This window comes from Glutamicibacter soli (assembly GCF_003309065.1).
Classification (GTDB): Bacteria; Actinomycetota; Actinomycetes; order Actinomycetales; family Micrococcaceae; genus Glutamicibacter; species Glutamicibacter soli.
In genome coordinates this window covers 334141-348757 of the sequence record NZ_POAF01000001.1, presented here as the reverse complement: position 1 = coordinate 348757, position 14617 = coordinate 334141, and the positions used below count along the sequence as shown (strand labels likewise).

Annotated in this window: 15 protein-coding genes; 8 read left to right on the top strand and 7 right to left on the bottom strand. The window is 62.0% G+C overall.

What is annotated here, in order from left to right:
- Positions 1-10: 10 nt before the first annotated feature.
- The 6 genes from C1H84_RS01675 to C1H84_RS01650 all read left to right on the top strand — a co-directional run bounded on the left by C1H84_RS01675 (position 11) and on the right by C1H84_RS01650 (position 5232).
- Entirely contained in the window at positions 11-772 is a 762-nt protein-coding gene (locus C1H84_RS01675; protein ID WP_244910782.1) for a helix-turn-helix transcriptional regulator, read from the top strand.
- Positions 769-2229, top strand: coding sequence for a Fe-S cluster assembly protein SufB (sufB, locus tag C1H84_RS01670; protein ID WP_047119328.1), 1461 nt, complete (start codon positions 769-771; stop codon positions 2227-2229). The genes C1H84_RS01675 and sufB overlap by 4 nt, the downstream gene beginning before the upstream one ends.
- Positions 2230-2231: 2 nt before the next feature.
- Positions 2232-3512, top strand: a complete 1281-nt coding sequence (gene sufD / locus C1H84_RS01665) for a Fe-S cluster assembly protein SufD (protein WP_113606378.1) — start codon at positions 2232-2234, stop codon at positions 3510-3512.
- A gap of 45 nt (positions 3513-3557) precedes the next feature.
- On the top strand, positions 3558-4316 hold the full coding sequence (sufC, locus tag C1H84_RS01660; protein ID WP_047119326.1) for a Fe-S cluster assembly ATPase SufC: 759 nt from the start codon (positions 3558-3560) through the stop codon (positions 4314-4316).
- Between the two features lie 14 nt (positions 4317-4330).
- Positions 4331-4675, top strand: a complete 345-nt coding sequence (locus C1H84_RS01655; RefSeq protein ID WP_047119325.1) for a metal-sulfur cluster assembly factor — start codon at positions 4331-4333, stop codon at positions 4673-4675.
- Between the two features lie 212 nt (positions 4676-4887).
- Complete coding sequence (locus tag C1H84_RS01650) at positions 4888-5232, top strand: metal-sulfur cluster assembly factor (RefSeq protein ID WP_047119324.1); 345 nt, start codon at positions 4888-4890, stop codon at positions 5230-5232.
- Here C1H84_RS01650 and C1H84_RS01645 read toward each other — a convergent pair.
- The 6 genes from C1H84_RS01645 to C1H84_RS01620 form a co-directional block, all read right to left on the bottom strand.
- Positions 5229-6401, bottom strand: a complete 1173-nt coding sequence (locus C1H84_RS01645) for a thiolase family protein (RefSeq protein ID WP_113606377.1) — start codon at positions 6399-6401, stop codon at positions 5229-5231. The genes C1H84_RS01650 and C1H84_RS01645 overlap by 4 nt on opposite strands.
- Positions 6398-7837: a class I adenylate-forming enzyme family protein gene (locus tag C1H84_RS01640; RefSeq protein WP_113606376.1), complete on the bottom strand. Its 1440-nt coding sequence runs from the start codon at positions 7835-7837 to the stop codon at positions 6398-6400. Before C1H84_RS01640 ends, C1H84_RS01645 begins: the two co-directional genes overlap by 4 nt.
- Positions 7838-7841: 4 nt before the next feature.
- Complete coding sequence (locus tag C1H84_RS01635; RefSeq protein ID WP_047119321.1) at positions 7842-8420, bottom strand: biotin transporter BioY; 579 nt, start codon at positions 8418-8420, stop codon at positions 7842-7844.
- A 46-nt stretch (positions 8421-8466) separates the two neighbouring features.
- Positions 8467-9081, bottom strand: coding sequence for an energy-coupling factor transporter transmembrane component T family protein (locus C1H84_RS01630; RefSeq protein WP_113606375.1), 615 nt, complete (start codon positions 9079-9081; stop codon positions 8467-8469).
- A complete protein-coding gene (locus tag C1H84_RS01625) occupies positions 9078-9767 on the bottom strand; it encodes an energy-coupling factor ABC transporter ATP-binding protein (protein ID WP_082344783.1) in 690 nt (229 codons plus the stop codon). The genes C1H84_RS01630 and C1H84_RS01625 overlap by 4 nt, the downstream gene beginning before the upstream one ends.
- Positions 9768-9916: 149 nt before the next feature.
- Positions 9917-10639 (bottom strand): LysE family translocator, encoded by a 723-nt coding sequence (locus tag C1H84_RS01620; protein WP_053798285.1) that lies wholly within the window; start codon positions 10637-10639, stop codon positions 9917-9919.
- Positions 10640-10794: 155 nt separating this feature from the next.
- On the opposite strand from C1H84_RS01620, the gene C1H84_RS01615 reads away from it, so the two are divergent.
- Positions 10795-11241: an Lrp/AsnC family transcriptional regulator gene (locus C1H84_RS01615; RefSeq protein ID WP_047119318.1), complete on the top strand. Its 447-nt coding sequence runs from the start codon at positions 10795-10797 to the stop codon at positions 11239-11241.
- Here C1H84_RS01615 and C1H84_RS01610 read toward each other — a convergent pair.
- Positions 11238-12455: an MFS transporter gene (locus C1H84_RS01610; protein ID WP_113606374.1), complete on the bottom strand. Its 1218-nt coding sequence runs from the start codon at positions 12453-12455 to the stop codon at positions 11238-11240. The genes C1H84_RS01615 and C1H84_RS01610 overlap by 4 nt on opposite strands.
- A gap of 296 nt (positions 12456-12751) precedes the next feature.
- Here C1H84_RS01610 and C1H84_RS01605 point away from each other — a divergent pair, with 296 nt between their 5' ends.
- A complete protein-coding gene (locus C1H84_RS01605) occupies positions 12752-14440 on the top strand; it encodes an FAD-binding dehydrogenase (RefSeq protein ID WP_425323553.1) in 1689 nt (562 codons plus the stop codon).
- Positions 14441-14617: the final 177 nt, after the last annotated feature.

The following is a 14617-nucleotide window of genomic DNA, read 5'->3' as shown; positions in this document are numbered from 1 at the left end:
TTCAAACTCAGTGAGTAGCTCGACCAGCGTCGTCGCCGGCGCTGCGGGTGATACAGAGGAACGCACGCGCGACCGGGTCCTGAACGCTGTTCTCGAAGATGGGCCGGTCAGTGCAGCCGAGCTTGGCAGCAAGCTTGGCTTCACACCCGCGGCGGTCCGCCGTCATCTTGACGCCCTGTCCAAGGCAGGGCTCGTCGAGGTAAAGCTCGTGGCCAACCAGAAGACGGGTGCTGGCCGCCCGTCCCGCAGATACGTGCTCTCGCACCGAGGGCAGGCCAAGCTTGGCAACGATTACTTGGAAATCGCCACCGATGCACTGAAGGTGCTCGGTGAGGCAGCCGGCGAGGATGCGATCCGCAAGTTTGCCCGCGATCGGTTTGCGGCGATGGAAGACCGCTACGCCAAGGCCCTGGCCGGCGTGGAAGGCCTGGAAGCCCGGGCTGACGTTTTGAGCGAACTGCTCAGCACGGACGGCTTTGTCGGGTACACCCGCAAGGTCGACACCAAGGTGGCTACGGCCCTGATGCATAGCGTCCAGCTTTGCCAGGGGCACTGCCCAATACAAGACTTGGCACGGGAGTTTCCGGTGTTTTGCGACATGGAAACCGAAATGTTCGCCCGCTTGATCGGGGTTGATGTGCGTAGGCTCTCAACCTTGGCCGGAGGCGGACACGTGTGCACGACCCACATCCCTGTGGGGCGTGAAAAGGCGCCAATGCGCGCCGAGAAGAGAACTCGAATTCAGTTCACGAAGCAGGAGAGGCCGCGATGACGGATCAGATTGCACAGGAGTCTGCAGACCCAGGTGTAATTTCCGAGATTCTGGAAAAGAACCCTGAACTCCAGGGAATCGGTAATTACGAATTCGGCTGGGCCGATAAGAACGACGCCGGAGCCAACGCGCGCCGCGGTGTCGACAAGGATGTAGTAGCTAACATCTCCGCTCTGAAGAACGAGCCGGAATGGATGCTGAACCTCCGCCAGAAGGCACTGAAGTACTTCGACCGCAAGCCGATGCCGACCTGGGGTCCAGACCTCTCGGGCATCGACTTCGACAACATCAAGTACTTCGTGCGTTCCACCGAGAAGCAGGCCACCAGCTGGGACGACCTGCCCGAGGACATCAAGAACACCTACGACAAGCTGGGTATCCCGGAGGCTGAGAAGCAGCGTCTGGTTTCCGGTGTTGCCGCGCAGTACGAGTCCGAGGTCGTCTACCACCAGCTGCGTGAGGACCTTGAGGCCCAGGGCGTTATCTTCCTTGACACCGACACCGGCCTGAAGGAACACGAAGATATCTTCAAGGAGTACTTCGGTTCGGTTATTCCGGCTGGCGACAACAAGTTCGCTTCGCTGAACACCGCGACCTGGTCGGGCGGTTCCTTCGTGTACGTCCCGAAGGGCGTCCACGTGGAGATCCCGCTGCAGGCCTACTTCCGCATCAACACGGAAAACATGGGTCAGTTCGAGCGCACCCTGATCATCGCCGACGAGGGCTCCTACGTCCACTACATCGAGGGTTGCACCGCCCCGATCTACCAGTCCGACTCGCTGCACTCCGCAGTGGTCGAGATCGTCGTGAAGAAGAACGCCCGCGTTCGCTACACCACGATCCAGAACTGGTCGAACAACGTGTACAACCTGGTGACCAAGCGCGCCGTCTGCGAAGAGGGCGCCACCATGGAATGGGTCGATGGCAACATCGGTTCCAAGGTCACCATGAAGTACCCGGCCGTCTACCTGGTCGGCGAGCACGCCAAGGGCGAGACCCTGTCCATCGCCTTCGCCGGCGAGGGCCAGCACCAGGACACCGGTTCGAAGATGGTCCACATCGCCCCGAACACCTCCAGCGCCATCGTGGCCAAGTCGGTAGCCCGCAACGGCGGCCGCTCGGCGTACCGCGGCCTGGTCCAGGTGCAGGAAGGCGCCAAGGGCACCAAGAACTCGGTCGTCTGCGACGCGCTGCTGGTTGACCAGATTTCGCGTTCGGATACCTACCCGTACATCGACGTCCGCGAGGACGACGTGACCATGGGCCATGAGGCAACCGTTTCCCGCGTTTCCGAGGAACAGCTGTTCTACCTGCAGTCCCGCGGCCTGGCCGAGGACGAGGCCATGGCAATGATCGTGCGCGGCTTCGTCGAGCCGATCGCGCGCGAACTGCCAATGGAATACGCGCTGGAACTGAACCGCCTTATTGAACTTCAGATGGAAGGATCGGTCGGCTAAGAATGTCGGAGACCACCACCCATATCCCGGAAGAGAAGTCGCGCATCGGCGCACCATCGATTCCCGGTTTCACCGAAGAGGGCGAAAACCTTTCGCCGATCAACGACTCCAACGGCTCCCCGCTGGGCGGCGCTTCATCGAAGGCGCACAGCCACGGCGGCGGCGTAGGCGTTCCGGACTCCTCGCGTGCAGGCCGTCTGACCAGCTACAACGTCGAGGACTTCGCCAAGCTGACCGGCCGCGAAGAGGACTGGCGCTTCACCCCGCTCAAGCGCCTGAAGGGCCTGCACACCGACGAGCTGACCGGTGTCGCCCCGAAGGTCGAGCTGACCGGCAGCGATGCAGTCGTGCTGACCGAGGTCGCCGCCGATGACGTGCTCAACGGCATCGCCCACACCCCGGATGACCGCGTCTCGGCCAACGCCTGGAAGTACGCTTCCAGCTCGCAGGTCGTCACCGTTCCGAAGGGCGCCGAAGGCGTGCAGGCCACCCTGCGCATCACCGGCGAGTCGCTGGATGCCGCCGCCCAGCACATCATCGTGGTTGCCGAGGAGAACACCGAAGCAACCATCATCCTGGACCACGTCGGCTCCGCCGTGCTGGCGCAGAACATCGAATTCGATGTCCGTGCCGACGCCCGCCTGACCGTGATCTCGCTGCAGGCCTGGGAGAACGACGCCGTCCATGCTTCCTCGCAGCAGGCGCTGGTTGCCGCCGGTGCATCGTTCAAGCACATCGCCGTCACCTTCGGTGGCGACCTGGTGCGCGTGAACCCGTCGGCACGCTTCACCGGCGAACGCGCCGAGATCGAGCTGTACGGCCTGTACTTCGCCGATGCCGGCCAGCACCAGGAGCACCGCCTGTTCGTTGACCACGCCGTGGCCAACTGCAAGTCCAACGTGCTCTACAAGGGTGCGCTGCAGGGCAAGGACGCGCACACCGTATGGGTCGGCGACGTGCTGATCCAGAAGGCCGCCGTGGGCACCGACTCCTACGAAGCGAACCGCAACCTGGTGCTGACCGACGGCGCACGCGCCGACTCGGTGCCGAACCTGGAAATCGAAACCGGCTTGATCGACGGTGCGGGACATGCATCGACCACCGGCCGTTTCGACGATGAGCACCTGTTCTACCTGATGGCCCGCGGCATCGACGAGAAGACCGCACGCCGCCTGGTGGTTCGCGGCTTCCTGAACGAAATCGTTCAGCAGATCGGCGACGAAGCTCTGCAGGAGCGTCTGACCGAGACCATCGAATCCGAACTGGCTGCAACTGACAACTAGTCAGTGCCTGTCTTCATCAGCTTTTAGAAAGAAACGGAACGACGTATGTCTACTCTGGAAATCAAGGACCTGCACGTCTCGATCGACACCGAGCAGGGCTCCAAGGAAATCCTCAAGGGTGTAACCCTGACCATCAACACCAATGAGACCCACGCAATCATGGGCCCCAACGGTTCGGGCAAGTCGACCCTGGCGTCGACCATCGCCGGTCACCCGCGCTACAACGTCACCAGTGGTTCGATCACCCTGGACGGCGAAGACGTGCTGGAGATGAGCGTTGACGAGCGCGCCAAGGCAGGCCTGTTCCTGGCCATGCAGTACCCGGTCGAGGTTCCGGGCGTGACCATGACCAACTTCCTGCGCACCGCCAAGACCGCTATCGACGGCGAAGCCCCGAAGCTGCGTACCTGGACCAAGGACGTCAAGGAAGCCATGGGCAAGCTGAAGATCGATGCCGACTTCGCACAGCGCAACGTGAACGAGGGCTTCTCGGGCGGCGAGAAGAAGCGCGTCGAGATCCTGCAGCTGGAACTGTTCAAGCCGAAGTTCGCCGTGCTGGACGAGACCGACTCCGGCCTGGACGTCGACGCACTGAAGATCGTCTCCGAGGGCGTCAACCGCGCCCAGGAGGAGAACCAGATGGGCACCCTGCTGATCACCCACTACACCCGCATCCTGCGCTACATCAAGCCGGACTTCGTGCACGTGTTCGTGGATGGCAAGATCGCTGAACAGGGCGGCCCGGAGCTTGCCGACCGCCTGGAAGAAGAAGGCTACGACCGTTACCTGAACGTCAACGCCTAGTTAGGAAAGTTCCCATGAGCGAAGCTACGGAACAGAGCAAGGGCTCCACGACTACTCCGCTGGAGGACGTCGAAGAAGCACTGAAGGACGTCATTGACCCGGAACTCGGAGTCAACATTGTCGACCTGGGGCTGCTCTACGGATTGAAGTACGCCGAAGACGGCGCGCTGGTCCTGGACCTCACCCTGACCACCGCCGCCTGCCCGCTGACCGACATCATCGAGGAGCAGGTAGCCTCCGCGTTGGAGAGCGTCGTCGACGATCACCGGTTGAACTGGGTCTGGATGCCGCCTTGGGGTCCTGAACGGATCACCGATGACGGACGCGACCAGATGCGAGCCCTCGGGTTCAACATCTAGTCACAGCTGAGCCACAAAGGCGCCGCACGAATTTCGTTTCGTGCGGCGCCTATTGCCATCTGCTGTCGGCTCGCGGTACGGCTGCAGGGGCAAAATCTCTGCCCATTTCGACTCAGTGGGACTGGCGGTGGCAGGCGGCGCGAAGCCGTGCGTATAGTTCCCTGTATTCCAGTGAGGGCTAGCTCACATAGAGTGCGACAGGGGAGAGAATCGTGACAGAAACGACGCACGCAACCGCCAAGCTGGTTGCCAAGCCCATTGAGGACATTGAAGAAGCGTTGCGGGATGTCATTGACCCGGAACTCGGTGTGAACATCGTTGACCTGGGCCTCGTGTACGGGTTGCGCTTCGCCGAGGACGGCGCCCTGGACATCGACATCACGCTGACCAGCGCGGCTTGCCCGCTGACCCCGGTCATCGAGGACCAGGTGGAAAACGCCTTGCAGAGCCTCGTCGAGGCCTACCGCCTGAACTGGGTCTGGATGCCGCCATGGAGCCCCGAACACATCACCGAAGACGGCCGCGACCAGATGCGCGCGCTGGGCTTCAACCTCTAATCCTGCTTACTGGGCATCGATTCGAAGGCGACTGCGCTTCCGGTGCCTCCTGCGGCGGCCATCAACGCGACGGCACGCTGGCCCGGGGTGGGGGCCTGCTGGGCCTGCCAGAATAAACGGGTGACCAGGACCGCTCCGCTGGCCCCGTAGGGATGCCCGAGGGCCAAGGCTCCGCCTTGGCGGTTCACCCGGTGTTCGCCAATGCCCAATTCGTCCAGGCAGGCCAGCGCCTGCACCGCGAACGCCTCATTGAATTCAATCAGCGCGTCGCTGCGCGTGGGATCCTCGCCGAGCAGGCGGACCAGATTCCGGTAGGCGGGCGTCGCCGCCATGCCGAGGATTTCCGGATCGCTCGCTCCGGAGGCCGCGCCGAGGTAGCGCAGGGCAAAGTCAGGTTCCAGCTGTTCGAGCATCCGCTCGCTGGTCAGCACGACCGCGGCCGCGCCGTCGTTGATCGGGCAGGCGTTGCCCGCTGTGACGCTGCCTCCAGGCACGAAGGCGGGCTTGAGCGCTGCGAGCTTGCGCGGGGTGAGCCCCGGGCGCGGGCAGGTGTCGGCCTCGACCAGCCCGCCTGAAGTCGGGATGCCCACAAGCTCGGCGCTGAATGCCCCGGATTCCATGGCCTGCAGCGCCTTGCGGTGGCTGTCCAACGCGAACTTGTCCTGCCGCTGCCGGCTGATGCCGTAGCGCTGCGCGATATTCTCCGCCGCGACTCCCATGTCCGGGTCCGGATCGGGAACTGGCGTGAAGCGCGCCCGCGAATAGAGCCGCGGCTGCATCATGGGATCGGTCTGCTTCTCCACGCGCCACGGCGCGGTGCTCGCGGATTCAACACCTCCGGCAATCACCAGGTCCGCTTCGCCGCAGCGGATCATGCGCGCCGCCGCCGCGATGGATTCCAGTCCGCTGGCGCACTGCGCATCCACGCTGGTGGCCGGAACCGTCTGCGGCAGCGCCGAGGCGAGAGCCGCAACCCGGGCAATGTTCCCGCCCGGTCCGGCGGCGTTGCCGGCATAAACATGGTCCACGGCCTGGGGTGCAATGCCCGTGCGTTGCAGCAGCGCATCGACCACGGTCCCGAGCAACCTGTCCGCGGTGATCCGGGTGAACTCCTTGCCTGCGCGGACAATCGGAGTGCGCGCGGCGCCGATAATGTAGGCGTGATTCATCTCAGGGCCACCTTCGCTAGGTCGGGAATACCCGAATCGGGAAGTTCGGCGTCGGCGATCTTTCCGCTGGAAGTCATCGGCCAGCGTTCAAGAAATACCAGTTCGCGGGGGATCTTGTAGCTCGGCAGCAGCTCGCGCAGCCGGCCGGCAAGCTCCGGGCCCGGCTGCGGTTCCGTGCAGGTGTAGGCCAGCAGCGTTTTGCTGCCGCCGCGCAAGGACATGCGGATCCGCACGTCCGCCAGGCCAAGCCGTGCGAAGGCCTGCGCGATTTCACCCGGATGCACGTTATTGCCGTTGAGGTTGAGCATCGCTCCGCCGCGTCCGTGAAGTTCCAATCGGCCATCGTCGAGCAGCCGCCCGAGGTCGCCGACGCTGGTGGAGGCTCCGCACCGATTGATGCACACGGCGCCGGAAGAATCGTAGCCTTCGGCGTTGAACGGGCTGTCTACGAAGATCGCGCCCCCGGGCGAAGCGCCCTCCTCACGGTGGATGTGCACCTTCACCCCGTGGAACGGAATGCCAATGAAGTTTCCGGCGGGCTCTTCGCCTGGTTCGCGGTGGCGGTAGGCAATCAGGCTGTGCTCCGAGCTGCCGTAGTATTCGGTGCAGGCCGTCGCAGGGGTATCGGTGAAAATCGTCTCCACCGTGGGGGCGGGCAGCGGTTCACCGCCGCTGACCACCGTGGTAAGCGAGTCCAGTGCGCCGTCGGGGGACGCATCGAGCAGCCGCTGGATGATCGTTGGGACCGAGACGATGCGGGTACAGGCGTACCTTCCAAGCAGGGTGCGGGCAGTATCGGTGTTCCAGCGTCCGCTGGCCAGCAGGGTTCCACCGGTATGCAGCGATTCGACCAGCGCGTACAGTCCGAGCCCATGGGATATCGGCCCGGGGCATAGGGTGAGCGCGGCGGGAACTGCGCCGAGGATCGCGGCGCCCGAGGACAGCGACTGCTGCCATGAGCCCTGGCTGCGCACGATCGCCTTGGGCTCGCCGCTGGATCCGGAGGTGCAGATGACCAGCAGTTCGCGCTCTGCAGAGGCCGGCCGGACCGGGTGCAGGGGACCTGCGCCGTCAACTGGAACCGAATGGGTGGAGAAACCAAGGTTTTGGAGCACAGCTGCGTGCTCCGGGGCGGTGACCACCAAGGCGGCTCCCAGCCGTCGGGCGGTTGCTGCTAGCTGTTCCTGCGGCCAGGCTGGATCGAGGACAACCAGCGACTTTCCGGCCAGAACCGCCGCATGGAACCCGACCGCCATGGCCACCGGGTCCTGGGTATGGATGCCCACGCGCAGGCCCGGGTGCCGGCGAAGGCGCGTGGATAGACCTTGGGCCCGAAGCATCAGCTGGCCGAAGGTCAGTTCCTCCTTGGCGGAGGCCACTGCGATCCGGTCCGGCGTGCTTCGAGCCCAATGCTCCACGGCAAGCGAGAGATCCACGAGGTTACTTCAGCAGTCCGCGGTAGCTGCGGTGGACGGTCAGGGCGACGAGCGTGGCCACCACTGCCTTGAGCAGGTCACCGGGCAGGAATGCGAGGGAGCCGACCAGCGAGGTCTTCAGGTCGAGACCGGTGACAACCGCGGTCCACGGGACGCCGAACAGGTAGATCACCACGATGCCGCCGAGGATGGTGGCAACCAGGCCGGACACCAGCTGCAGGAGCTTGGACTGCATGCGGATCACCCAGTACTTGAACAGCGCACCGATGACCAGCGAGCCGAAGAACCATCCGACCAGGTAGCCGCCGGTTGGGCCCAACAGCACACCCAACCCGCCGCGGCCTCCGGCCAGCAGCGGCAGTCCTGCCACGGAGAGCACGATCACGACCAGCGACGCCAAGGAACCGCGCCAAGGGCCCAGCATGGCGCCGGCGAGCATGACGCCCAGGGTCTGCAGGGTGATCGGCACCGGGATGACGCCCAGGGTGATGGGCGGAACCAGTCCCATTGCGGCGATCATCGCCGCGAAGACTGCGACGTACACGGTATTGCGTGTTTGGGAGGGGGCGGTGGTGGTGGACATGGGTACTCCTAGAGACGGGTGAAGGCGATGAAGGGTGGTGGGGCGGCTAGAGCCGGTGGTGCCGTGCCGGTGCGGAATCATAGCCGCGGGCGTCGAGCGCTTCGGCGGTCTCGTCCGCGATTTTCAGGGATCGAATGACCAGCGGGACGCTTACCGCGAGCGGGTTGTTGCCCAGACCGCGGGCGTGCTGCGCCTCGCGGACCTCAAGATAAACGCGTTTGAGCTCCGGGATGAACCGGATGGCCATGGACAGGGCCAACGCGATCTGCGCCGGATTGGCGCCGAGAACGCGCAGGGGAGAAGCGACCTTCTGGAACAGCTCCAGCATGGCGTCGAAACTCGTGGTCAGGCTGACCGAATAGGCGAATATGCACATGGTGAGCAAGCGCAGCACCGCGATGGTTGCGTTGAGCCAGCCTGTTTGGATTCCCAGCAGGATCAGCACCACGGCAAGGATGGCGGCCAGCGTTACCAGCGGCATGCGCAGCTGCTTGAAGTCCACCCGGGCCGATACCAGGGTGGCGATGCTCACGAGCAGCAAGGCCAGCAGCACCTGCCAGGAGGAGATCAGATACAGGCTGATGCTGATCGCCAGCAGGGTTCCGAACTTCCATCCCGCGGGGGTTCTGGACAGCCACGACGTATTTTTCGCCGCGATCATGCGTGGCTCCACTGACGGTAGTGGGCGATGGCCTGGTCCGGAGCCCCGTCGAATCCGATGCCGCCGTCGGTGACCACCACGACCCGGTCGAAGTCCTCGAGGATCTCCAAGTCATGGGTGACCACGATGGCCCGCTGGTCCAGCCGGGCGATTTCTCGTTGGAATGCCAGCCGGTTCTTCAAGTCCAGCATGGTGGTCGGTTCGTCGAAGACAATCGTTCGCGGCTGCATCGCGATGACAGCGGCCAGCGCGACCATCTGCTGCTCTCCACCGGAGAGGGTATGGCTTTCACGCTCCGCGAGATGCGTGATGTTCAGCTGCGCCAGGGTGTCGGCGACGCGGAACTGGCGTTCCTGCTTTCCGAGTCCGAGGTTTTTCAATCCGAAGGCGATGTCTTCGGCCACCAGCGGCATGATGATCTGGTTTGCGGGGTTCTGGAAAACGAACCCCACATCGCGCCGGATCTGCTTTGCATGCTTGGCCGTGGTGAGCTCGCCGACGCGGACGGTGCCCGTGGTAGGCAGGACCAATCCGTTCAGCAGACGGGACAGGGTGCTCTTTCCCGCACCATTGGCACCGATGATTCCGATGCGCTGTTCGTTGAGTGCGAGCGTGAGATTGGTCAGCACGTCACGGTCGTCGTAGCTGACCGTCACGTTCTCCAGTTGAATCTGAGGTAAGTTCACAATGCTCCAGCAGGTCACTCATGCAAGGCCGATGAGATCTGCTGGGTGCAGTTCGATCAGTCATGCTCTTAGTTCATGGCTTGGGTGGCCACAATTAAGAGGATACTTGATCACCGTTCAATTTTCTTGATCACTGTTCAAGAAAGTAGCTATACGACGAAAAACTGCTCGTAAATCAAACCCAGAGCGAGGCCGATCATGATGATTCCGGAGCCGAAGGTCACCATGCGGGCGGCCACGGGCCTGGAGCGAAGCAGGACCCGGGCGGCCTTGGCCACGGAGAAGTACACGGCGATCGATACCACGAAGTGCCCGAGGCCGAGAATGGCCGTTTGCACCGTCATCGGCATGGGCTGCGCGCTATCGAGGAACTGGGGGATCAGTGCGACATAAAGAAGCAAGGCCTTGGGGTTGGTGCCGCTGGTGAGCAGACCCTTGAAGAACGGGGCGCGCCATGCGCCGGCGGACTTCACCTCGGTCGGGGCCTTTTGCAGCAGGGCAACCGAAGCCGACGCCTGCGGGGCGTCCGGTGTAGGGTCGGTGGCGACTTCCTGGAGTCCCGGGCCGGCGGAACCGTCATAGAACTTGGCTTTCTTCCAGCTGCGCAACGTCGAGATGCCAAGCCAGAGCAGGTAGAGCGAACCGGCCATGGTCAGGCCCATCAAGAGATTGGGGGAGCTTGCCACCAGGGCGGCCATGCCGCAGACCAGAAGTGCGGTGTGGAACAGGTATCCGGAGAGCAGGCCCCAGACTGCCGGGCGGTAGCTGGTCTTTCCCAGCGCGGAGGAGATGATGTAGGCCCAGTCGGCGCCAGGGGTGCAGGCAAGGGTAATTGAAACCAGCAAAAAACCCGTCAGCTGACTGATTTCCATTGTTCCTCCAGTGTGTATCTGATGACCTGGGAACAACGTTAGGAGAAAAAACGGGAAATGTGCTTGCCGAATCTTTGCCTTGACGGACCACATGAGCAATATAAATCATTCTTACTCAGAACTTAAGCAAAATATTTGTGCAGTACTATCAAGCTATGGATAAATTGGATCGCGCCATCATCGCTGAACTGCAGCAGGACGGGCGAATGAGCGCCACTGCTGTTGCCGCCCGCGTCGGACTATCGGTTGCGCCATGTCACCGACGGATGCGCGAGCTGGAACGGTCCGGTGTGATCACCGGATACCAAGCCGTGGTCGATCCGAGGCAACTGGGGCTCGGATTCGAGGCGCTGGTGTTCGTCACGCTCAGGGACCGTTCGCATTTGAAGGAATTCGAGGCAGCCGTCGAATCGGAGGAGCTCATCGTGGAGGCGCAGCGCCTGTTCGGCGAACCCGACTTCCTGCTGCGGGTATTCGCCAAGGATCTGCCGCACTACCAGCGGGTCTATGACGAGGTGCTGGTGAACTTGCCGGCGGTTGAAAAGTTGACCAGCACCATTGTCATGCGAAACATCAAGGGCAGGGCGGTCCTGCCGGTCTAGCCGACACTCGTAATCTTTGCCGGCACGCGGGTTACGCGTGGTGTCAGCAGCAAGGACATCAACATGACCCCGAAAGCGATCCACAGGGCTTCCGGCAGGCCGGTATGATCGACGGCGAATCCGATCAGTGGTGGGCCGGAAAGCATCGCGCCGTATCCGAAGGCGCTGATGATGCTTACAGCGTTGGGGCCAAGTCTGCTGCCCTGCGAGGCGGCGATGGTCATGCCCACCGGGAAGCCCAATGAACTTCCCAGGCCCCACATGACCGCTGCGATTCCAAGGACGATAGGGCCGTGGCCGATCAGGAATATGCAGATGCCGGCCAACCCTATCGAGCCCATGAGCAGCAGGGTGCGCCGTGGTCCGACGCTGTCCACGATCTTGCCACCAGCAAACCGCCCGGCCGTCATAGCTGCCACGAAAAGGGTGAACATGAGCGCGCCGGTGTGATGGGGCAAGCCATGGCCATTGACGGTTGCCAGAGCAATCCAGTCATTGGCCGCGCCTTCGGCGAAGCTTAGGCCGGCTACCATGAGCCCGAGCAAGAGCAGCAGGCCCAACTTTTGGTTCGACGCGGTATTGCTCCTGTTCGACGGTTTGGATCGAGTTCCGTAGTTTTCTTGTTCCCAGCCAACTAGCCCCACCTGTGCCAGAACGGCGATAGCCACCAGCATGGCGGCGACAATCGAGAAATGCCAGATGGTCAGCATCCGGAGGCTAATTGTTGCCGTCGCGATCCCCGCGCCGAGTAGCGTTCCGAGACTGAAGAATCCATGGAATATCGGCATGAGGCTTCGCCCTTGATGCCGTTCAACACGAGCGCCGCTGACATTCATCATGATATCCAGGCATCCGAAAAATATCCCATTAATAAAAAGGAAGATAAACGCAGTTATTGGTGTGCGCGTAATTGAAATTGAAATACCGAGGGCGACAAGGCACGCAGCGAGTAGAATTGGGAAGTAGAAAAGTAGTTTTCGAGTATTTATTTTTCTACTAATTATCGGAATTATCGAAATGCCCAATAGGGTTCCCGCGGTCATGCACAGCAGGAATGAACCGAACGTCAGGCCCGAAAAATTGAAGACCTCATCAATGACGGTCAGGCGACCGGCCCACGATGCGAAAGAGATGCCAGCAGCTAGAAAAATGAGATTAATGCTAGTCCGCTCGGTGAGAACTCTCCGAGAAGCTGTGCTGGTGGCCTGTGTCATTTACCCTTTCGCCCTTCAACGTGAAACTGCTTAAAAGTTTATCTCATTCCGCGTTAGTTTCCTTGCGTGATGCCCTCGTTTGAGCGATTTTCAGTGTCGGTGTTGCGCTTGCTCGTATGCCATTCACAGAATCGGATAATGCGCCCGCCTCAGCCTGATTGGTCCAGTCGAGATTAGATCCTCGGGCTCTGTAATTATTGCCCAAGTCAAACAAATGCAAGGCTGGTGTGATTTGCCGATGCCACGTAGGCTCTGAGCATTATCTGAAGCTCTTCCAACGAAGCGGGGATATGGTAGTGGGAGCCAAGGCACTGAAAACTGATGTGGTGATCATCGGATCCGGGTTGTCTGGACTGGTTGCGGCGGCCGAGGTCATAGACGCCGGGCTGCACGTAACCGTCCTGGACCAGGAAAACTCGAACAATCTCGGCGGGCAGGCATATTGGTCATTCGGCGGGCTGTTTATCGTTGACTCGCCCGAGCAACGGCACCTCCGTGTCAAGGACTCCTTCGAGCTTGCTTGGAGCGACTGGCGGGACAGCGCACAGTTTGATCGGCTGGAAGATCAGGACGCCTGGGCTGTGAAGTGGGCCAAGGCCTATGTTGAATTCGCCGCTGAGGAAAAACGCTCGTGGATTCGCGAACAGGGCATCGAGCTGACTCCGGTTGTCGGCTGGGCCGAGCGGGGTAGCGGCGCCGCGGGAAGCCACGGGAACTCCGTTCCACGCTTCCACATTTCATGGGGAACGGGTACTGGCGTTAGCGGCCCCTTCGCAGAGAAAGTTCTTCAAGCGCACCGGGACGGCAAAGCAGATCTCTGCTTCAGGCATCGGGTGACCGAACTCGTCGTGACTGATGGGACCGTCACCGGGGTGCGCGGCAGCGTCCTGGAGCCGGATGCCAGTGCCCGTGGCGTCAGATCCTCTCGGGTCGTCGAAAGCGAGTTCGAGATCCATTCGCAGGCAGTGGTCGTGGCCACCGGCGGGATCGGGGGCAACCATGATTTGGTCAGGAAATACTGGCCGGACCGCCTTGGCAACGCGCCAGCCCACATGATTTCGGGGGTGCCTGCGTACGTTGATGGTAGCGGACTGGAACTTGGCGAAGCTGCGGGGGCAAACGTCGTGAACCGCGATCGCATGTGGCATTACACCGAAGGAATCAGAAACTGGGACCCGATTTGGCCACTGCATGGCATCCGGATACTCCCGGGTCCCACATCAATGTGGTTCGATGCAAACGGCAACCGCCTGCCTGCGCCCGGTCTGCCGGGGCACGACACCATCGGTACCCTCCGTCATCTGAGAACCGATCCGAGCTCTTCCGCGTTTGACCATTCGTGGTTCGTCTTGAACCAGCGGATCATCGAGAAAGAATTCGCGCTCTCAGGCTCCGAGCAGAATCCGGACCTCACCAACCATGATCGCAAGGCAGTGGTCAAAGACCGGCTTTTCGGCAAAGGCGCCCCGGCTCCCGTCGCGGCGTTCCTGGAGCATGGGGCGGATTTCGTGTCATCCGATACTCTCGAAGGCCTGGTCGCGAAAATGAACGCGATTGCGCCAGAGGCACAGTTGGACACGGAACTCCTGCGCCGGCAAATAGAATCACGAGATCTCCAAGTGGAGAACGCCTTCAGCAAGGACTCGCAGATGCAAAGCATCCGGAATGCGCGCAGGTATCTGGGCGACAGGCTCATGCGCGTCGTCGCGCCGCATCGGATCCTCGACCCTGCCGCCGGGCCGCTGATCGCCGTGAAGTTGCATGTGCTGACCCGCAAGTCGCTTGGCGGATTGCAAACCGACCTCTCGGGGCGTGTGCTGTCTCCGGAAGGCAGGCTTCTGAATGGACTCTACGCCGTGGGGGAAGCCTCAGGCTTCGGCGGCGGGGGTATGCACGGATACAACGCTCTTGAGGGAACTTTTCTGGGCGGTTGTCTCTTCACCGGTCGCCAAGCAGGTCGAGCCATTTGCTCGCAGGTCATCTAACGGTGGAGAAAGCGCGGTCCGCAGCACGCCCTCGCGCTGGCTCACAATGCCAGTCGCGATCGATCAGCCCGGTTCAGGGACCGCCTGCAGTGACAAGAGCCTTGTCAATGTTGGCATCCGGGGATTGCGGCGGACTGGACTAGAGGTTTCTGACCGAAGAAAAGAACCGCCGTGCAC